Below are 19,530 nucleotides of genomic sequence, written 5' to 3'. Positions count from 1 at the left end.
AATTATTTTTGGTTTTCTTTGACTGAGCGGATTTCGTTACTGAAAGCCAAAGCATTTTCAGAAGGAAGTCCTTCCCAGGTTTTCAGTACCTTTCCTTCCTGGTTCAATAGCAGCGTATACGGAAAAAGCCCTTTTGGATTATATTGATCGGCAAGTGCTGCATTTTCCTTCTTCAGGTCCGCAGAAAGCTGATTTTTTTTGTTTCTCGGAAAGTCTGCATTAATGTAAAGAATAACGTTATCCGCTTGCAGCTTTTTAAAGTCTTCGGTTTCAATGATATTTTTATGCAGTTTGATACATGGAATGCACCAGTCTGAGCCCGAAAAGTTAAGTAAAATAAGTTCTTTATTTTCTGCTGCCGTTTTTTTTGCGGTTTCCAGCCTGGTCTGTGCGTGAAAACCAATGGAGAATACAACCATTACAATGGCTGACAATAGTGTTTTCATTATGTATATTTTATAATGATTTATAATTTAACGATATAATAATTTGATTTGTTTTAAATCAATTTTAAATTACCAGGGAAAAGCGCGGAGGTTCCCAGATGGAGCCTGCAAATCCTTTAAAACGAAAGTCCTCATCCTTTGACGAGATTTTATTGGATGTTATCTGTTGTACATGTGAATTTTTGGATTCAAAGCTAAATCCCGGATTCATTACGGTAAAAACCAAAGCCAAGGGTGCGGAATGGATGATAAAGGGAAGTTTCTGATCTTTTCCGTCATCTCCGTCATTAACAGGATGGTTGTAATGGGTTTTAAGGAAAGCGATGAGCGGCATTTCCGGATTGAGCTTTTTATGCTCACAGTAATGCTCTATGAGATTCGGGATTTTCAAAAGCTGATACAATTCGGTTGTAGAAACCAAATATAACGAGAGGAACAATATGGAAATCAACTTTTTCACCATTCAAATTTATAAAATGTTTCGTTTAGAATTACTTTAAATTAACATTTTAATATTTTTTTAAAGTCACGTTTGGACGGCTATTCTTATATCAGATTTCCGGAAAGATTAAAAATCCCGCAGATCGTTTGAACATGCGGGATTCTCAGCTTCTTCGGCTGTCATCATATTTCCTTTTTTTCGGAATGAGAACAGGGCATTGAAAATGTACTGAGAAAGGTAATGGTTGTTCGGTTTCCGCTTTCGTCAACTTTTATTACAAGCGATTTGCAGCAGGGTGATGCATTGAAATGGTTTTTGTATTGCGTTCCGCATTTGAAGCATTCCGTGATTACGGTTTCATTTTTTTCCATGATTATTGTGTTTGTTTATGATTATTCCGGATGAATTTATAATTTTTGACTGTTAAACTTCGGTTGATTATTCTCTTTCTGAAATTTATTGATGAGGGATACTTTGTAGAGTGCATCAATAACCTTTTCATCGCTGAGCTTTTTCTTTCTCACTTTTCGGATGTATGCCGGGTCTTTCGGTTCCTTTTTAAGAATGATGTTCACTGAAGTGGTATAGCGTGGCGGCAGCCATTGTTCGATAAAATCGAGCTTTTTGCCGGTTTTATCCTGATGAGAGGGTTTCATCAATGTGTTCATAGAAACGATAAATTTTGTTTAACCTTTTTTTGTAATTTTGTGTCTGTCTGATAAGACATTTGAAGAACAAATATACAATTATATATTAAAAACAACAAATTATTGAATTTAAACAACGATTTATTGTTTTCAATCTGATAAGAAACACTTAATATGAAAATTTACGAAAAGATCCGTGAGTATAGCAAGAGCAAAGGCGAAACCATGAAGGAAATTGCAAACGCATATGGTGTAACCCCTCAATCTATTCAGCTCTATTTTTCGGGAAAAAATGCAATGCCTCTTAATTTTCTTGTTTGGTATATCGAAGAACATCCCGATCTGGATCTCTATGCTCTTTTTAATAAAAATCAGCAGAGTATTGTTTCTGAACCTAAGCCTCCCTATCATAAAAAATCGAAAAAACAGGACGTGATTGACAGAATTGTAGAAATTCTGGAAAAAGAATTATAAATAATATTTAGGCAGTAAGACTCTATGATCAATATTGCTAAAATTTCCAATTTAATTAAATAAAAGATTTTTAATTTTATTCCTACCTGATTTAATCAGATAATTTTACTCAATTATTATTCTATGAATGTTAAATTTTAGCAAAATTAAAGACATTTATAGCAGTATTTATTTTTAATGAGCTACCTTTATCGGTGATATATAGAAAACATGCAATTTTATAATTTATTATTGTCTTTTTTGCATTTCTATTATTTTAATGATCAGGATTCCACAAATATATCATAAGATTTGTAATCAGGATTTTTGTTATTCAGGCGAATAATTTTCGCAGGTATACTAAAGGCTTCACCATTCTGAAGTTTTATGGACACTGGCTGAATAATAATTCAGCTATTTATGTATTAAGGATTAGAATCTTTTTGGATATGACAAGCAAAATCATAGGTGTAGGAAACTACATCCCCTCAGAAACCATCAGTAACTTATTTTTCGGCGAACATGTATTCCTGAATGAGGAAGGAAACTTACTGAAAGACAGTAATGAATCTATTACAAAAAAATTACAGAAAATAACAGGTATCGAAGAAAGAAGATATGCCGGCAGTACGCAGGTTGCTTCAGATCTTGGTCTTATTGCCGCACAGTCTGCGATTGAAGATTCCGGGATTGATCCGGAGACTCTGGATTATATTATTTTTGCCCACAATTTTGGAGATGTACGCTTCGGAACTATTCAGTCTGATACCGTTCCGAGCCTTGCTTCAAGGGTAAAGCACACTTTACGAATCAAAAATAATTTCTGCGTAGCTTATGATGTCCTTTTTGGCTGCCCGGGATGGATTGAAGGAGTAATCCAGGCGCATGCTTTTATTCGGTCCGGAATAGCTAAAAGATGTCTTGTAATAGGTGCTGAAACGCTTTCTAGGGTAGTAGACATTCATGACAGGGACAGTATGATCTATGCAGACGGAGCCGGAGCTGTTATTCTGGAAGCCAACGAAGCGGATGATTCGGGAATTAAATCGCATCTCTCAGCTTCTTATACCTTGAATGAAAAAGATTTCCTGTACTTCGGAAAATCTTATAACAATGAAAGCTGTCCGGATACCAAATATATTAAAATGGATGGAAGGAAAATTTACGAATTTGCACTCTCCAACGTTCCCACAGCAATGCAGAAATGCCTGGATGACAGCGGATATACGATCAATGACCTGAGCAAAATCATCATTCATCAGGCTAATGAAAAAATGGACGAAGCGATTGTGGAAAGATTTTATCAGCTTTACGGCATGAATGTTCCTTTGGGAATTATGCCAATGGTAATCAGCAAACTAGGGAACAGCAGTGTAGCGACAATTCCTTCCCTTCTTACCATGATCCTTAAAGATGAACTGGAATCACATACTATACAAAAGGATGATATTATTCTTTTTGCATCCGTAGGAGCAGGAATGAATATCAATGCATTGGTTTACAAATTTTAGTGATCTACCCTATTCAATTGTATAATGTACAAATATTTTTGATAATCAACAATTTAATTAACAGTACTATGGAAATTTTTTGTATATTTGCAGAACAAAACAGGTTTCTGCCTTTGCTATTCTGTAGAGCATAGATAATATTTTCTTTCAGTTTACTTTTTCAGCCATTTGTTTTTAATAAGGTCACAGCACAAGGCTTTGGCTTAACAATAATTTAATACCATTTACAATGCAAGAAGGCACAGTAAAATTTTTCAATGAAGCAAAAGGCTTCGGATTTATCACTCCAGCAGACGGCAGCAAAGACGTTTTCGTACATTCTTCCGGATTAATCTCAAGATCTATCCAGGAAAATGACAGAGTAGTTTTTGAAGTTCAGCAAGGCCAAAAAGGCTTAAACGCAGTGAACGTAAAATTGGCGTAATGCCGAATGTCAAGGTATTGACAGTTGAGACAAAAGATATTCACGGAGCTTTCTCAGTTAGCCAAATCTAGTTAATATCCAATTTATCTATTTTCTCATTCTGAATATATCACCTGAAAAGACATTATTGAATTGATTTAATCTTATTTTATATATGTCATAAACCTTCCACAATGTGGGAGGTTTTTTTATGTATTTTCATTAATGATTGATAAATAGTTTTCCTGTTTTTAGCAATTTATTTATCTTCGTTTCTTCAACCTTAATATTTTAATTTTGTCTCAAGAACCAGTAAATAAGCCAGTCAGCTCCTCCCATAAACTAATTCCTATGACGGATTTCGTTATAGAATATTACTCCCATGAAGGTTATGCAGATCTGCAGACCTTAAAACTGATGAATAATTATGCTAACTTCCTGAAAAAAACTTTGACACTCGGTATGTTTGTGCCGGTAGACAACAAAGGAAACATTCTGAAAGAGCCTAAAAATTATTCTTCCTGGAAATCTCTTGAGCATAACAAAAAAGCAGGCAAAACAGACAGCCCAGTTTTCGAAGAATATAAAATATACCGCAATGCAGAACAAAAATGCTTGTTTGAAGGATTCTCCATTGCTTACAACGGATATTCCGTAGTGCGGATCACCGCGATTTACAATCCTATGATTGAGCTTTCATTTAATAAAAACGATAAAACCTTTCAGAACTTCAGCGATGTAGAATCATTAACCTCTTTTGATGAAATATTTTTAAACGCCAATGCTTTAAAGAAACTGGGGCTTCGTTCGTAAAGTTGCAATTACGGCAACCTGATCAGCTTTTCACTGCTTTTCCATAAACTTCAAGTGCTCTTTTCCTGGCAAAAGTATGTTCTACCATTTCTTCAGCATTAATTTCATTTTCATTAAGCCACGTCCTGATATATTTTTGATCTTTGTCGAATTTTTTAGTCTGTTCCGAAGGATTAAAAACCCTGAAATAAGGTGCCGCATCGCAACCACAGCCTGCTGCCCACTGCCAGTTTCCATTGTTGGAGGAGAGCTCATAATCCAAAAGTTTTTCTGCAAAATATGCTTCTCCCCACCTCCAGTCAATTAACAGGTGTTTGGTAAGGAAACTTGCAACCACCATTCTTACCCTATTGTGCATGAATCCTGTTTCATTCAATTGACGCATTCCTGCATCTACAATAGGATATCCTGTTTGTCCTTTGCACCAGAGATGAAATTCTTTTTCATTGTTTCGCCATTGTATATTTTCATATTTCTGTTTGAAAGGTTGGTGAACGACTTTCGGGAAGTGATAAAGAATCTGCATAAAAAACTCTCTCCAGATCAGCTCATTCAGCCAGGTCTCATTATGTTCTAATGCGAACCGAACACATTTGCGTACGGAAATTGTTCCGAAACGGAGGGCTACACCAAGATGTGTCGTATGATCCATTCCGGGAAAATCCCTGTATTTATCATAATCATCAATGATTGATTTTTTTAATGCAGGATCCGTCATTTTCAAATCTGTCTTCTGGAAACCGATATCCTTAAGCTCAGGAAATTGGGAAGGTTTGTACGACAGAAAATTAGAAAAATTAATTGTGAAATTTTCGATTTTATGTTTCTTCAAAAGTTCTTTCCACTTTTTTGAATAAGGCGTGTAAACCGTATATGGTGTCCCATCATTTTTCATGACCTCATCTTTTTCGAAAATGACCTGATCCTTATAGCTTTTAAAATTGATCTGATGATCTTTCAGAAAATATTCGATTTCCTGATCGCGACTGATAGCCTGAGGTTCATAATCCGTATTGCAGAAAACCGTATCAACATCATAGTTTTTAATTAATTTTTTGAAAGCATCCAGAGGTTTTTCATAAAATACTGTGATTCCGCTGTTGTGTTTTTTAAGTTCACCATGAATCTCTTTCAGAGCCTGATGAAAATAATCCACTCTCTTATCCGACTTGTTTTCCAGCCTATCGAGAATTTCCTTATCGAAAATAAAAACAGGGAGCACTTTTTCTTTCTGTTGTAAAGCATAATAAAGACCGCAATTATCCTGCAGCCTGAGGTCTCTCCGAAACCAGAAGACGTTTATTTTATTCTTTTTTTCAGACATAGATCAGTTATTGATTGAAATATTTCTCCAGAACTTTAAAGCGGTAATCGAAAATATGTTCAAGCTTATTTTTAACAAAAAGTTTATCCGCAATTTCTCCGAGAAAACCAAACGGAAGCTCATAATCAACCCTGTCTTTCATTAAAACACCCTGCTCATTTTCGATAAATTCATGATGATGATTCCAAAGTTTGTAAGGTCCTTTTTTCTGAAAATCGGTAAAACTTTTCCTGAAATTTACCTGCGTAATTTCTGTTTTCCATTTCATTTTAATTCCAAAAAGTGGCGAAACGAAATAATCAATGATCATTCCTTCATATATTTCATTTGTCTCAAACTTTGTACGGACAATGAAGTTCATATCTTCAGGAGTAATTTTGGAAAGATTTCCGGGCGAAGAAAAAAACTCCCACGCTGTTTTCAGATCACAATGCAGCTGCTGCTCGCGGAATAATGTATGTTTCATCTTTTTCTCAATCAAATACAATTAAAGTACCACAACATTAAAATTTGCAATAAAAAAGTAAAATAAATTACTAATATTACAAATTTAATATATTTTTTTAACTCAGTAAAATTAAGTATCTTTAAAGGAATAAGCAATAGAGACAGATAACTCTTAATACTAACTTTTAATATTATAATAATAATCTTTGTGTCTTCGGTTAATAAAAAGTTAATCAGCTATCAATTATAGATCCACATCAGAACAGGAGTTTCTGATTGCTGCAAAATCGGATCGATTTTTTTCATGGCATTATTTGATATGGTAGGACAGCCCCATCCTTCGGGAGAACCTGTAGGAAAAGTTTCTTTATCACTCATCAGTTCCCAGGAATGAAATACAATGACTCTTTTCAGAGCATTGTTGTTGGTATCTTCCAGACCGTGCATCAAATATTTCACATTAATTCCCCAGTTACTGTACCCTCTTCCCTCAAGTTTGTATTTACCTAAAGAAGAAAGATGACTTCCGTCTTCATTACTGAATTGCGGCTTATCCTTTGACTCATCACTGCTCCAGCGATTATTTCCGCACCCATGCCCTACAAGATATGCTGCAGAAACAGAATCTTTTTTAAAATCCCAGATGAAAAACCGCTTTAGCCCGGAATGAACGCTCATATCAATCAAAATACAGAAATCAGTATTCAGTTTCTTCTTTTTACAGAATTGTAGTGCTTGACGGGCTTTATGCCTCATCTCTTTGAGATCAGATTTATCCGCAACGGTATTATTTTGCGTTAGAGAAGTTCCGGAATTGTTTTGCTGTTGTTCTTTCTGACAGGAAAGGAATGCATACAAAAATATAATGTTAAGATAAAGGAGCTTTCTCATTTTTTATAATGCAGAAATATTCCGTAATCAGTAGGCGTCCATAATGCAGCTTTTTGCCCGGCAGCTTTCAGTGCATTATTTGCCCAGGTATTACAGGTATCCAGAAAGCTGTATCTCCCTTTGGCATCATAGAATGCATCGTTATCTCCGTACACTGCATTGGTAGGAATAAGGATATTATTTCCATTTGAATCTTTATCAAATTTATCATCAACAAATTTCACCAGCTGTCTGTACTGATTTTTGCTGATCATAATCATTTTACAATCTTCGCCTTCTTTCATTTCGCGGTAATAGGTACAGTGCATGGCAGATTCGCTGAGCCAGAAGGCAGCTTTAAAAGCGGTGGAAAACTTAAGGTCGGCCCAGGTAGGCGTATCCAGGTAAAAACCTTTATCACCCCAGCCAATACCTACATATTTAAAATCTGATTTTTTTGATTTTGTGTTGGTGAAAGGGATTTCCCCACTCCAGTCGTGAAGATCATTTTTTACGGGCATTACAATATCTGTATGTACGCCGTTCGTATAAATATAAATGGGAATTTCTTTTTTCTCTCCGTCATCCTTAGCCGAAATTTCGATAAATGGCAGGAAATATCCGAGCGCGACATAAAGAGCAACAATGCCCACGATAATTCCTAATGTTTTAAGAATGATAAACAACATTTTTTTCACAGTCAAGCTAATAAATATAGTTAATAAAATTTAATAATAATTTTCACAAAAGTATTGGATATAAATAAATTTTTCTCTAAATTTAAGTACAAAATCTTCACAAATATGCAGAAAAACGCTAAATCCAACAAAAGATTTAAAATAAGAGTAAAAGTAGCTCCAAAAAGAGTACAAAAAAAACGTTGATTTTCGTTGGGATAAATAATCTCCGGAAGTCAATTTTTTTTTACGGAAATTTTCTTATTTGTCTGTAAATCCTGCCTCTTTAAATCCTGAATTTAAAGAATGGCCATTTATCCATTTTACTTTGGAAATTAAAAAATTCCAGACAGGAAATTGTCTCTCTAAAAATCTCCAGGTTTATTATTCTTTTCCAGAAATTCAATATTCCGTTTTAATCCGGCAAACTTTGTTCTCTTAACAGGAGATTTCCTGAAGATTTCCGAAAAAAGCTCCTGCGTAAGTTCTTTCCATTCACCTTTTTTAAAATTTTTCAATGCATCATTCGGGGCAAATTTTTTCTGCTTTGTAGGCGCTGAAAATCGGTTCCAGGGGCAAACATCCTGGCATACATCGCAACCAAACATCCAATCATCCATTTTATCTTTAAAATAATCGGGAATTTCATTTTTCAGCTCAATTGTAGCGTAAGAAATACATTTGCTCCCATCAATCAGCTTATCGGAAACGATGGCATTTGTAGGACATGCATCAATACATTTCCTGCAGGTTCCGCAATGATCTGTGGTGGGATGGTCTGGAATTAATTCCAGATCGCAAATAATTTCTGCAAGGAAATAAAATGAACCGCTCTGTTTCGTAATCAGGTTGGCATTTTTTCCAACCCAGCCTATTCCTGACTTTCTGGCCCAGCTCCTTTCCAGAACCGGCGCCGAATCTACAAATACCCGAAAAGCAAATTCCCCGATCTCCTCTTGCAGCCCAGAAACCATTTCTCTGAGAATATCTTTGATGACTTCATGATAATCTTCGGCATATGCATATTTTGAGATTTTAAAATTGTCCAGTGTCTGAATTTTCTCTTCGGGAAAGTAGTTATAAGAAAGAGAAATTACCGATTTTGAGCCTTCTACCAATAGCCTCGGATCTAGTCTTTTATCGAAATAATTTTCCATGTACTTCATTTCGCCATGAAAATTGCTCTTCAGCCATTCTTCAAGAGGCTTTGCATCTTCTTCCAGAAAATCAGCTTTAGAAATACCACAACTCTGGAAGCCAAAACTTTTTGCCCTGGCTTTTATCAACTGTGAATATTTTTCAGCGTTTGAATTCATAATTTTACCTTGCAAAACTAAGATTATTTTATAAATTTGTTTAAGATTTGAAGATTGAATTGCTGTATATCTGTTTTCAATAGTTCATTTTCAACAAATAATTCTAAAATATTAATATATGTCTCTATCAGAAGTTTTAAAATCAGGAAATTATGCATTAATCGACGTTCGTGAGCCCATGGAGCTTGAAATGGACGGAAGTATTGAGGGCGCTAAAAATATTCCTTTGGGGGAAGTGGAAGACAGACAAGAAGAAATCCTGTCTATAGAGAAGCCCGTAATTATTTTCTGCAGAAGCGGAAACAGAAGCGGAAAGGCTTTAGAATATCTTAACACACAAGGCCTTAAGGAAGGCTATAACGGCGGAGGCTGGGCAGAGCTGAAGCAGGCTATCGATGCAAATCAGGGAACTTTTTAAAGTTCCTTTTTTTATTTAAAATGTTTTACAATGCAGCTAAGAGAAAGATTTCTGCAAAACAGTCTTTTATACACCCAGGATCTCCATCTTATTGAAGGTTTTTGGACTGAAATTGAAAAAAGATATACCGAAAAAGGCAGACATTATCACAATTTTAACCATCTTGAAAATATGTTCTCCGAATTGGACAAAGTGAAAGATGACATTGAAAATTATCCTATTATCTCATTTTCTGTTTTTTACCATGATGTAATTTATGATGCTTCTTCAAAATCAAATGAAGAAAAAAGTGCGCGGTTTTCAGAAAAGCACCTCCAGCAAATTGGTGCAGAAGCAGGATTTATTGAAAAAATTTCACAACAGATTATGACTACCAAGTTTCATCAGAAATCGGGCGATAATGATACGGATTATCTAGTGGATGCTGACCTTTCGGTTCTTGGGCAAGAGCCTGAAAATTATAAAGACTATACTCAAAAAATAAGAAAGGAATATTCTGTTTATCCCGATTTTCTTTATAATCCGGGAAGAAAAAAAGTGCTGCGGCATTTCCTGGAATCGGAAAGTATTTTTAAAACAGAGTATTTTAAAGCGAAATATGAACGGCAAGCCAGAAAAAACATTTTGTCTGAAATTGACGGACTTTAGTTTTGCGTTTGTTGACAACCCCGTCTCAATTTTCTGAGAAATTGATCCACCCTTCCAAAGAAGGGGAATGCAATATTAATTGAGTTAAATAATTGAACTTATAAACTCCGCCGATTTTTTCAAAACCATCTCAGGAACTTCTTTGTGCGGAGTATGGCCAATACCCGGAATAATCAGTTTCTCAGAAGTTCCGCTCACTCCGGAAAGTGTTTTCTGCACCTGCTCTAATGTTCCATATTCATCATTTTCACCCTGAATAAAAAACAAAGGAGCATATATATCTTTAAGTAAATATTCTATATTCCAGTCTCGGAATCTGCCACTCAGCCAGATTTCTGTCCAGGCTTTAACCATTATTTCTACATGATTACCATGGTATTTCCGAAGACGATCCGAAAGATTGGTTGTCTTATAAGCATGTAAGGCATTAGCAACACCTTTTACCGTTACATCTTCCACAAAGATATGCCCCGCTTCACAAATGACCGCTGTTATCTTTTCAGGGTACTTTGCGGCTGTTATAAGTGCGATAGTCCCTCCATCACTGTGACCGAAAAGAATGGCTTCCCTTATATTTAATACCTTCAGCAAATCATTCAGGACATCTGCTTCGGTTTCCATGTAATTATTTTCCCTTTCATAAGTTGGCATCGGGAAAGATTGACCATATCCAAGACGATCATATATTAAAATATTGCATTCCGTTTCAGCCGCCAGTTTCTCAGGAAAATCCCTCCAAAGCTCCACTGATCCTAAAGAATCATGCAAAAAAACAATGGTGGGTTTATTTTCATATGAATTACTATATTCTGCATACAATTTTTTACCGTTTACATCAATAATCCTTCTCTCCATTAATTTAAACTATTACAAAACCGGGTTGCCTGTGTTCCTGAATTCTTCCAATAAATTATTGAATACTTTATCTACGGGAAGTACTTCATCAATTAAAGCGGAAACTTGCCCGATTTCCAGTTCGCCTTCCTCCATATCTCCTTCAAACATTCCTTTTTTTGCTCTTGCACGCCCCAGGGATGCGATCAGCAGATCTTTATTTCTTCCGGCAATATAAATATCTTCCAGTTCGTTGAAAAACTTATTTTTAACCATTCTTACAGGAGCCAGTTCCTTCAGCGTAAGATGTGTATCTCCTTCCTGAAGCTCAGTTATTTTTCTCTTCCAGTTATCGTGGGCACTTGCTTCAGCAGTTGCTGCAAAACGGGAGCCGATCTGTACTGCGTCTGCTCCCAGAATCATTGCTGCTTTCATCTGTGAACCTAAAGCAATACCTCCGGCCGCGATCAAAGGTTTTGAAATATGTTTTTTCACGTTTGGAATCAGGCAGAAAGTGGTGGTTTCGTCCCTTCCATTGTGACCTCCGGCTTCAAAGCCTTCTGCCACTATCGCGTCTACTCCGGCTTCTTCGCATTTGATGGCAAATTTGGTGGATGAAACTACGTGAGCTACTTTCAACCCTTCTTTCTGTAACGTTTCAGTGTATGTTTTAGGATTTCCGGCTGATGTAAAAACAATCTTTATCCCTTCTTCCAGTATAATCTGTATTATCTCATCAATATTCGGATAAAGCATCGGAACATTCACCCCGAAAGGTTTATCTGTTGCCTGTTTACATTTTCTGATATTTTCACGTAATACATCGGGATACATGCTTCCTGCCCCAATAAGGCCCAGACCGCCGCAATTAGATACTGCCGAAGCAAGTCTCCATCCCGAATGCCAGATCATCCCGCCCTGAATGACCGGATACTGAATATTAAAAAGTTGGGTGATTCTGTTTTGACCCTGCTGCATTTCATGAAGCTTTTTAGCCGAATTGAAATCTATAAAATTGCTCATGCTGTAAAAATAATAAAAACCAGGATTTATCGGGAATTTCGAATAAAAAAAACCTTCAGAAAATTCTGAAGGTTTTTTTTTATTTTTTGATGGCGTCTTTCTTCCAGTTTCCTTTGAAGGCGCAGTCGTTATAACGTCCGTCTATGGAAATAAATGTTGTTGGAAGTTTTGAATTAACAAACTTTTCCACCATTTCACTTCTTCTCTTGTTAAGAGCCATTTGTTTGATTCTGTCATAATCCGTTTCCAGGGTGATCTGGTGTGAAGGAATTACATCTTCAATCTTGATGATCTTTACAACTTTTCTGTCTCTTTCGTCTTTATCATCGAATGCATTGGTAATATCTCCTTTATTAAGACCAGCCAGCTCATAACTGATGGTTCCCGGAACAGATTCTCTTTCTATTTTGCTGGAACCATCTGATCCAGGGATTACTCCGGCATTGAACTTTGTTCTTTTATCGTCTGAGAATCTGAAAGCAGCATCTTTAAAGGTAATTTTACCACTGGAAATCAATCCTCTGATGCTGTCTAATTTCACTTTTGCTGTTTTAATTTCTTCATCCGTAGGAGTTGCCATTAAAAGAATATGTCTTGCATCATAGATCTTACCTGCTTTTCTCACCAGCTGTATGATATGATAACCGAATTCTGATTCTATCGGATCTGAAATTTCGCCTTCCTGAAGATTCAGTGCAGCTGCTTCAAAAGGTTTTACCATCTGTCCTTTAGAAATATTTTTCATAAGTCCTCCATTTGAAGCAGATCCCGGGTCTTCTGAATAGATTCTTGCCTGGCTTTCAAAGCTTTCTCCTCCTTCAATATCCTTTTTAATCTTTTTCAGTCTGTTGATGAGATCCTCCTTATGAGATTCAGTAAGTTTAGGATACATCATAATCTGTGATAAAGAAACCTCATCTTTTATTTCCGGAAGCTGGGTTTTGTACATGTTGTAGAAATCCGTTACCTCATTTGGAGTAACGTCTGCTTTTTCTGTAATTCTCTGGTATTTTGCCTGTGCATAATATTGATCCGTATCGATTTTCTCGATGGCATTTTTCATTTCATAGCCGTTTCTGAATTTATAAGCCGCAAGCATTGTTTTTTCATCAGGAAACTGTGACAGCAACTGTTGATATTTTCCGTTAGCCTGTTCTTTAATTGCTGCAGAACGGTTTTCGATCAGTGTATCTTTTCTTGCTTCATATACCAGAAGCTTATTATTGAGAAGGTTTTCCAAAAATTCACACTTATCAATATTGGTAGTTCCCTGCTGTTTTGCATAGTTCATCTGCTCATTTACGTCAGACTCCAGAACAATTTCATCACCGATTACAGCAGCAATACCATCCACTAAATCTCCTTGTTTCAGCTGAGCATTCAGCGAATTTGCACCAAACAAGATGATGAAAATTCCAAAAAGAAAAGTGATCTTAAGTTTATTTATCATTTTACTATTTTAAACAAGTTGCAAATTTAGAATTCTTAATGAATTACACTAAATTTTTTATTATAAATATTTCTTAAAAAAGACGTATTTATTGTAGTTCTATGTCAAAAGTTGTCAATTCTTTAAACTGTCTTAATCTTTCGAACATATCCGCTTCATTTACTTCTTCAATTCTTTCCGTCCCGAATTTTTCAACGGTGAAAGATGCCATTGCAGAACCTACGATAAGTGCAGATTTCATAGTTTCAAAATCAGTTTTTTCTTTTTTAGCCAGATAAGCTGCAAAGCCTCCTGCAAAAGTATCTCCCGCTCCGGTAGGATCAAAAACTTCTTCCAACGGTAGTGCCGGAATAGCGAATACTTTATTATCATGGAAAAGTAAAGCGCCATGTTCTCCTTTTTTAATGATGACGTATTCCGGTCCCATTTCGTGGATTTTTTTAGCTGCTTTTACGAGAGAATATTCGCCTGAAAGTTGTCTTGCTTCTTCGTCATTAATAGTAATAACATCCGTTTTAGCAATCATTTCCATTAAAATATCCCATGCGGTATCCATCCAGAAATTCATGGTATCAAGGATTACCAGTTTCGGACGTTTGTGCATTTTTTCCAATACGGAAAGCTGTACCCCCGGATGAAGATTTCCCAATAATAAAATCTCCGCATCCTGCATAGAATCCGGAATTTTAGGATCAAAATTCTCCAGAACATTCACTTCTGTTGCCAGTGTATCTCTGGTATTAAGGTCATTGTGATATTTTCCGGACCAGAAAAATGTTTTGCCATCTTTCACGATTTCAATTCCTTCTATATTTACGTTTCTGTTGGTGAACATATCCAGATGTTCCTGCGGAAAATCTCCTCCCACCACTGAAACAATTCCTGATTTTACTCCAAGTACGGATGAAGTAATTCCGATATAGGTTGCCGCACCTCCCAAAATTTTGTCTGTTTTACCAAATGGTGTTTCGATTGCATCGAATGCAACACTTCCTACAACTAAAAGTTTCATATTTTTTTCAAAGTATATTTAAAGAGTATTAATTTTTCCATTCAAATGTGTCCAGCAGATGCTTCATATCGTTTTTGATATAATCTATCGCCGGTGCCAGAGAATCCGGCTTTGGTCTTGTGTTGAAATATAAATAGGCCGTTACAAAATGTTTTGTACTGTCTGTAATGTAAAACTGAAGGTTTGAAGCACTTTGTCCTTTAAGCTCATAGAAATTTCCGTACACTTTTTTATCAGGATATTCGAATGATTTGGTATCAATGGCACTTGCTTTTATCGTATGCTCATACACCATTTTTTCAGCTTCCTGAATGTGGGCGGCAAAATCATTCTTGATCGGATAATAGGTCACGAAAATTTTCGCTTTCATTTTCGGATAATTCAGATAATACCAGCAAGGTCTTTTGGCATCTGTAATTGTTGCGAAATGGGAATATTCAAAAGTATAGGCACAGTTGTTTTCAAACTTCTGATATTTCGGCGCAGGATATTCCAGACGAAGTTCACCGTAAGGTTTCGGAACAGGATCTTTGGAACAGGACACCAATATCAGTGCGATAAAAATAAAAATGGCGTTTTTAAACATTTTGCAAAAGTACAAATTAGATTTCAGATTTCGGAAGACAAATTTCAGCATTTCAATCTGTAAGAGTGATTTTACAATTGATTTTTGAATACTTTGTACCTGTTAAAAAGTTTACTTTAATTTAAATCGCAAAATTATTCAACATTAAGATTTTCTAAGGTTTTAAAATCAAGTAGGAAATATCTTTGATATTTAAAGATATGACGCTTCTTAATGGCTTATCAACATCAATATTTCTTTCTTTAACGTTTAATTTAAAAAAGTTTATAAATAAAAAAACGAACTTCAAAAGTCCGTTCAAAATTATCCAATTCATTTAAAATTTCATTATGTCTTTTACCACTCCGTTCTTCTGCGTATGCTGCAGCAATTCCGTTTCAATGAATAATTTTATTGTTTCTTCGGAACCGTTATTCGGAAATAGAAGGTGAACATTGGCGCCGGCGTCAAGGGTAAAGAATAAAGGCAACCCGGTTTCTTTCCGGAAATCCCATATTTTATTGATGACTTCCAGCGTTCCTGTTTTCATGAGGATAAATGCAGGATCGCTCATCATCATCATTGCGTGGAGCGTTAATGCTTCATGTTCCACGAGTTTAATGAACTGATGCAGATCCCCACTGGCAAGAATTTCCTTCATCGGACCGAAGTTTTCCCTCGCTTCCTGAAATCTTCTGTCGGCGTAAGGATTGGTATTCATCAGGCCGTGTCCTACCGTTGAAGAAACACTTTTCTCACCTTCATGAATCAGTAATACCCAATCACTAAAATCTTTAAAAATCTCATGAACTTCGTCGTTGGGATATTGAACCGCAAAAAGGTCAGAACTTTCTTTCACCTGGCATTCTCCCCAAACCACCAATCCGCTATACAAACTTCTGCATGCACTTCCGCTTCCCAGCCTTGCCAGAAAAGACGCTTTTCTTAATGACTCCTCTTCCGAAGCTTTTCCAGAGAAAATTCCATCCAGATGCATCAGGCATTTTGCAACCGCACCAAAACCGGAAGCCGAACTTGCAATTCCTGAGCTGTGCGGAAATGTATTTTCTGTTCTGATAATGTATTTCCCCTTTAAAATCCAAGGAAGATATTGTTCTATCTTACTGAAATATTTTTCAATTTTTGCTGCAAATTTCGGTTCTTCATTACCCGCTAAAAAAGTCTGAACGGAAAATGCTTCATTCGCTATAAATTCCAGACTGGTATTGGTTTTACAATGATTCAATGTATAGCTGATACTCGGATTTGCAGGAATCTGATTATCATATTTGCCCCAATATTTAATCAGTGCTATGTTTGACGGACAGCTTTCTGAAACCGTCTGATCTTGTATTGTAAATTCTTTTTTTCCTAAAAATTCCTGTGTTGTCATAATTCTTTTTTTGTCAATCAGCTTAGTAATCCATCTATTTTAGTACATCTGATCAATAATCTCCGCATATTTTTTAAGAACCACATTTCTCTTCACTTTCAGCGTAGGCGTGATTTCTCCGGTGTTGATTTCAAATTCTGCGGGCATTAGAGTAAACTTTTTCACTTTTTCAAAGTCGGACAAATGCTCCTGAAGTTCTTTAATTTTATTTTTATAAAAATCGTTTACCTCTTTATTTTTCACCACTTCTTCCCAATTGGTAAAAGGAATATTATTTTTGGCAAGGTACTCTTTCAGGAACTCAAAATTAGGAACAATAAGTGCAGAAGCAAATTGTCTGCCCTCCGCGATCATTACAATCTGCTGGATGAAATTATTATTGGTGAGCAAGTTTTCGATCTGCTGCGGAGCAATATATTTGCCGTTTGATGTTTTCATAAGATCCTTCAGACGGTCGGTGATGATAAGATTTCCTTTTTCATCGATCTTTCCGGCATCACCGGTCTTGAACCATCCGTCTTCAGTGAACACTTTTTGGGTATCTTCCGGGTTGTTGTAATAGCCTTTCATAATTCCGTTTCCTCTTGCCTGGATTTCATCCTGATCTCCGATACGGATTTCTACTCCGGGAAGCGGTTTTCCGCTTGTTCCGTGTTCAAAATGAGTGAAAGGGAAAAGCGTAAGAGTAGCCGTAGTTTCCGTGAGCCCGTACCCTACGGTAACATGGATTCCTACCGACTCAAAAAAACGGGTAACCTCCGGAGATAAGGAAGCTCCACCACAAGGCAGAAACCAGAGTCTTCCTCCCATTCTGTTTTTAATTTTGCTGAAGACCAGAGCTTCAGCTATGTTTTGTTTTATTTGTAAACTTAAAGAAATGTGTTTTTCATTTCGTTTTAATTCGGCAGTCTCCCACCCTGTTTTTACAGCCCAGCCGAAGATTTTTTTCTTTAGTGACGACCCTTCTTCTGCCTTTTCCAGCACGCCTGCGTAAATTTTCTGGAAAAACCTCGGAACAGCGCACATCATTGTAGGTTTCACCTCTTCAAGCGTATTTGCAATATTTTTAGGATCTTCAAGAAAGTATACTCTTGCGCCTCCATACAGACAAAGAAGACTCCAGCTGCGTTCGAAAACGTGGCTTAGAGGTAAAAATGCAAGCGAAAGTTCCTCTTCGAAATTTTTAAATTTAAAAAACTTAAAATGAGCATCAAAAGCTTTGATGAAATTCCCGTGGGTAAGCATTACCCCTTTTGGCGTACCGGTAGTTCCTGAAGTATAAATCAGGGTTGCTACATCGTCATTTTCCTTTGGACAGAATTCTGCTTCTGCGGCTGATTTTGCAATAAAATCTTCCAGGTAGAAGCTGCTGAATTCTTTTTTGATCCAGACTGCTTTTTTGGAAACAATGATCGTTTCGAGGCTGCATTTGTTTTTTTTCACAATTTCAAGGCAGGCATCATACTGTGCCTGATCTCCTACCAAAATGATTTTTGCCCCGGAATCTTTAATGATATATTCTGCCTGCTCTGCATTATTAGTTGAGTAAATAGGCACGGTAACTGCACCCAGAGACATCGCCGCCAGATCAAAAATCATCCATTCTGAGGAGTTATCTGAATAGATGGAAACTTTATCGTTTTCTTTTATTCCCGCTTCTTTCAGAGCATTGGCTGTTTTAAAAATAATTTCCGAGAATTTCTTCCAGCTCAGCTCTTTCCATCCTTCTTTCTTTTTTTTAAACCCAATGGCGGATTTTAAGGGATGCTTTTCTATATTTTTTTGAATGATTGCCTCCGCAAGATTCATTGTTTTGCCTTTTTATCGTTAATATAATTTTTAAGGTGAAAGTCTATGGTTTCTTCCAACGGAATGAATGTATAATTCAGCCTTTCCTTCACTTTTTTATGGGATATGGTTTTCATTTGGGAAATTGCTTCAACATTCGATTTTGTCACCATCTTAAGTTGCGGAATGAGCCATCCGAAAAGCATATTCGCCACAATTCCCATAGTAAGCTGGAATTTTGAAAGTACTTTTGCCTCTTTCAGACCCAGTTCTTTTCTGATCTGTCTTGCCAGTTCTGCATATCTTTTATTTTCAGAAATAATGATAAACCGTTCTCCGAAAATACTCTTTTCCATGAGCTGAACTGATATTTCAGCAACATCCCTTACATCCGCATAGCTGGTTCCCCCGGAAAAAGTAAAGCTATTTTTTTCCATGGTAGGAAATATATCACCGCTGCTCTTGCCCCAGTTTCCGCTTCCGATGATCATTCCCGGATTTATGATTACAACATTGAGTCCTTCTGCAGATGCTCTCCAGACCTCCATTTCGGCAAGATGTTTTGAAATGGCATAGGCGGAATGGTCGTCTTTGGGATTAAAATCAGAATCTTCGTCAAGCTCACCGTTTTCATTGTCAATATCGAGAACGGCGACGGAACTTACGTGTAGAAATTTCTTTACCTCCGAATTTTCGCAGGCATATAAAAGGTTTTGGGTTCCTTTTACGTTGGTATGATACATTTCTTTTGCATCATCCGGATTAAAACCGACTTTGGCTGCACAGTGATAGACTTCATCCACACCTTTCAGCGCATCCTGAATCGAATGAATATCATCAAAATCGACATTTACCCATTCTATCTTATTGAAAAAATCGTCGGGATTTTCCGTATAAAATGAATAGGAATGCTTTACTTCGTCTAAATTGCTTGTCGCTCTCTTCGCAGCCCGAACGTTTCTTCCTTTTTTAAGAAGCTCCAAAACGATTACCCTGCCGAGAATTCCGGTAGCACCCGTTACAAAAACCATCCGTTATTTTTACTTGGTT

At 36.5% G+C, this 19,530-nt stretch carries 23 protein-coding genes; 6 read left to right on the top strand and 17 right to left on the bottom strand.

Annotated features, from left to right (window positions below; genetic code table 11):
• Nucleotides 1-2 precede the first annotated feature (2 nt).
• The 4 genes from M0D58_RS16610 to M0D58_RS16595 form a co-directional block, all read right to left on the bottom strand.
• Complete coding sequence (locus M0D58_RS16610; RefSeq protein WP_248391780.1) at nt 3-446, bottom strand: thioredoxin family protein; 444 nt, start codon at nt 444-446, stop codon at nt 3-5.
• A gap of 64 nt (nt 447-510) precedes the next feature.
• On the bottom strand, nt 511-909 hold the full coding sequence (locus tag M0D58_RS16605) for a hypothetical protein (RefSeq protein ID WP_248391778.1): 399 nt from the start codon (nt 907-909) through the stop codon (nt 511-513).
• 161 nt (nt 910-1,070) lie between these two features.
• Nucleotides 1,071-1,259, bottom strand: coding sequence for a hypothetical protein (locus M0D58_RS16600; RefSeq protein ID WP_248391776.1), 189 nt, complete (start codon nt 1,257-1,259; stop codon nt 1,071-1,073).
• 36 nt (nt 1,260-1,295) lie between these two features.
• On the bottom strand, nt 1,296-1,556 hold the full coding sequence (locus tag M0D58_RS16595) for a hypothetical protein (RefSeq protein ID WP_248391774.1): 261 nt from the start codon (nt 1,554-1,556) through the stop codon (nt 1,296-1,298).
• A 153-nt stretch (nt 1,557-1,709) separates the two neighbouring features.
• Here M0D58_RS16595 and M0D58_RS16590 point away from each other — a divergent pair, with 153 nt between their 5' ends.
• From M0D58_RS16590 to M0D58_RS16575, 4 genes are all read left to right on the top strand, one after another.
• On the top strand, nt 1,710-2,009 hold the full coding sequence (locus M0D58_RS16590; RefSeq protein WP_248391772.1) for a helix-turn-helix transcriptional regulator: 300 nt from the start codon (nt 1,710-1,712) through the stop codon (nt 2,007-2,009).
• Between the two features lie 428 nt (nt 2,010-2,437).
• Nucleotides 2,438-3,499, top strand: coding sequence for a 3-oxoacyl-ACP synthase III family protein (locus M0D58_RS16585; protein ID WP_248391770.1), 1,062 nt, complete (start codon nt 2,438-2,440; stop codon nt 3,497-3,499).
• A 229-nt stretch (nt 3,500-3,728) separates the two neighbouring features.
• Nucleotides 3,729-3,923: a cold-shock protein gene (locus M0D58_RS16580; protein WP_066440788.1), complete on the top strand. Its 195-nt coding sequence runs from the start codon at nt 3,729-3,731 to the stop codon at nt 3,921-3,923.
• A 330-nt stretch (nt 3,924-4,253) separates the two neighbouring features.
• Nucleotides 4,254-4,715, top strand: a complete 462-nt coding sequence (locus M0D58_RS16575; protein ID WP_248391768.1) for a hypothetical protein — start codon at nt 4,254-4,256, stop codon at nt 4,713-4,715.
• Between the two features lie 22 nt (nt 4,716-4,737).
• On the opposite strand, the gene M0D58_RS16570 is transcribed toward M0D58_RS16575, so the two are convergent.
• The 5 genes from M0D58_RS16570 to queG all read right to left on the bottom strand — a co-directional run bounded on the left by M0D58_RS16570 (nt 4,738) and on the right by queG (nt 9,349).
• A complete protein-coding gene (locus M0D58_RS16570; protein ID WP_248391766.1) occupies nt 4,738-6,039 on the bottom strand; it encodes a cryptochrome/photolyase family protein in 1,302 nt (433 codons plus the stop codon).
• A 7-nt stretch (nt 6,040-6,046) separates the two neighbouring features.
• Nucleotides 6,047-6,505 (bottom strand): SRPBCC family protein, encoded by a 459-nt coding sequence (locus M0D58_RS16565; RefSeq protein WP_248391764.1) that lies wholly within the window; start codon nt 6,503-6,505, stop codon nt 6,047-6,049.
• 221 nt (nt 6,506-6,726) lie between these two features.
• Nucleotides 6,727-7,377 carry a murein L,D-transpeptidase catalytic domain-containing protein gene (locus tag M0D58_RS16560; protein ID WP_248391762.1) on the bottom strand — a complete coding sequence of 217 codons (651 nt, stop codon included), beginning with the start codon at nt 7,375-7,377 and terminating at the stop codon, nt 6,727-6,729.
• Nucleotides 7,374-8,054: a TIGR02117 family protein gene (locus tag M0D58_RS16555; protein WP_248391760.1), complete on the bottom strand. Its 681-nt coding sequence runs from the start codon at nt 8,052-8,054 to the stop codon at nt 7,374-7,376. Before M0D58_RS16555 ends, M0D58_RS16560 begins: the two co-directional genes overlap by 4 nt.
• A gap of 344 nt (nt 8,055-8,398) precedes the next feature.
• Nucleotides 8,399-9,349, bottom strand: a complete 951-nt coding sequence (queG, locus tag M0D58_RS16550; RefSeq protein ID WP_248391758.1) for a tRNA epoxyqueuosine(34) reductase QueG — start codon at nt 9,347-9,349, stop codon at nt 8,399-8,401.
• 118 nt (nt 9,350-9,467) lie between these two features.
• On the opposite strand from queG, the gene M0D58_RS16545 reads away from it, so the two are divergent.
• Nucleotides 9,468-9,767 carry a rhodanese-like domain-containing protein gene (locus M0D58_RS16545; RefSeq protein WP_248391756.1) on the top strand — a complete coding sequence of 100 codons (300 nt, stop codon included), beginning with the start codon at nt 9,468-9,470 and terminating at the stop codon, nt 9,765-9,767.
• A gap of 30 nt (nt 9,768-9,797) precedes the next feature.
• The gene (locus tag M0D58_RS16540; protein WP_248391754.1) at nt 9,798-10,415 is read left to right on the top strand and encodes an HD domain-containing protein; all 618 of its coding nucleotides are present in this window, start codon (nt 9,798-9,800) and stop codon (nt 10,413-10,415) included.
• Between the two features lie 84 nt (nt 10,416-10,499).
• Here the strand turns inward: M0D58_RS16540 and M0D58_RS16535 are convergent, their stop codons facing one another.
• The 8 genes from M0D58_RS16535 to M0D58_RS16500 form a co-directional block, all read right to left on the bottom strand.
• Nucleotides 10,500-11,270: an alpha/beta fold hydrolase gene (locus M0D58_RS16535; protein ID WP_248391752.1), complete on the bottom strand. Its 771-nt coding sequence runs from the start codon at nt 11,268-11,270 to the stop codon at nt 10,500-10,502.
• A 12-nt stretch (nt 11,271-11,282) separates the two neighbouring features.
• Nucleotides 11,283-12,272, bottom strand: a complete 990-nt coding sequence (locus M0D58_RS16530; RefSeq protein ID WP_248391750.1) for an NAD(P)H-dependent flavin oxidoreductase — start codon at nt 12,270-12,272, stop codon at nt 11,283-11,285.
• A 79-nt stretch (nt 12,273-12,351) separates the two neighbouring features.
• Nucleotides 12,352-13,722 carry a peptidylprolyl isomerase gene (locus M0D58_RS16525; protein WP_248391742.1) on the bottom strand — a complete coding sequence of 457 codons (1,371 nt, stop codon included), beginning with the start codon at nt 13,720-13,722 and terminating at the stop codon, nt 12,352-12,354.
• A gap of 88 nt (nt 13,723-13,810) precedes the next feature.
• Nucleotides 13,811-14,734: a PfkB family carbohydrate kinase gene (locus tag M0D58_RS16520; protein ID WP_248391741.1), complete on the bottom strand. Its 924-nt coding sequence runs from the start codon at nt 14,732-14,734 to the stop codon at nt 13,811-13,813.
• Between the two features lie 28 nt (nt 14,735-14,762).
• Nucleotides 14,763-15,320 carry a gliding motility lipoprotein GldD gene (gene gldD, locus M0D58_RS16515; protein ID WP_248391740.1) on the bottom strand — a complete coding sequence of 186 codons (558 nt, stop codon included), beginning with the start codon at nt 15,318-15,320 and terminating at the stop codon, nt 14,763-14,765.
• 316 nt (nt 15,321-15,636) lie between these two features.
• A complete protein-coding gene (locus M0D58_RS16510) occupies nt 15,637-16,692 on the bottom strand; it encodes a diphosphomevalonate decarboxylase (RefSeq protein ID WP_248391739.1) in 1,056 nt (351 codons plus the stop codon).
• A gap of 39 nt (nt 16,693-16,731) precedes the next feature.
• Nucleotides 16,732-18,501: an AMP-dependent synthetase/ligase gene (locus tag M0D58_RS16505; RefSeq protein WP_248391738.1), complete on the bottom strand. Its 1,770-nt coding sequence runs from the start codon at nt 18,499-18,501 to the stop codon at nt 16,732-16,734.
• On the bottom strand, nt 18,498-19,511 hold the full coding sequence (locus tag M0D58_RS16500) for an NAD-dependent epimerase/dehydratase family protein (RefSeq protein ID WP_248391737.1): 1,014 nt from the start codon (nt 19,509-19,511) through the stop codon (nt 18,498-18,500). Before M0D58_RS16500 ends, M0D58_RS16505 begins: the two co-directional genes overlap by 4 nt.
• Between the last annotated feature and the right edge of the window lie 19 nt (nt 19,512-19,530).

Source organism: Chryseobacterium nepalense (assembly GCF_023195755.1).
GTDB classification, from domain to species: Bacteria; Bacteroidota; Bacteroidia; order Flavobacteriales; family Weeksellaceae; genus Chryseobacterium; species Chryseobacterium nepalense.
Note: the sequence above shows the minus strand (reverse complement) of the source record. Positions and strands in the feature narration are given on the sequence as shown.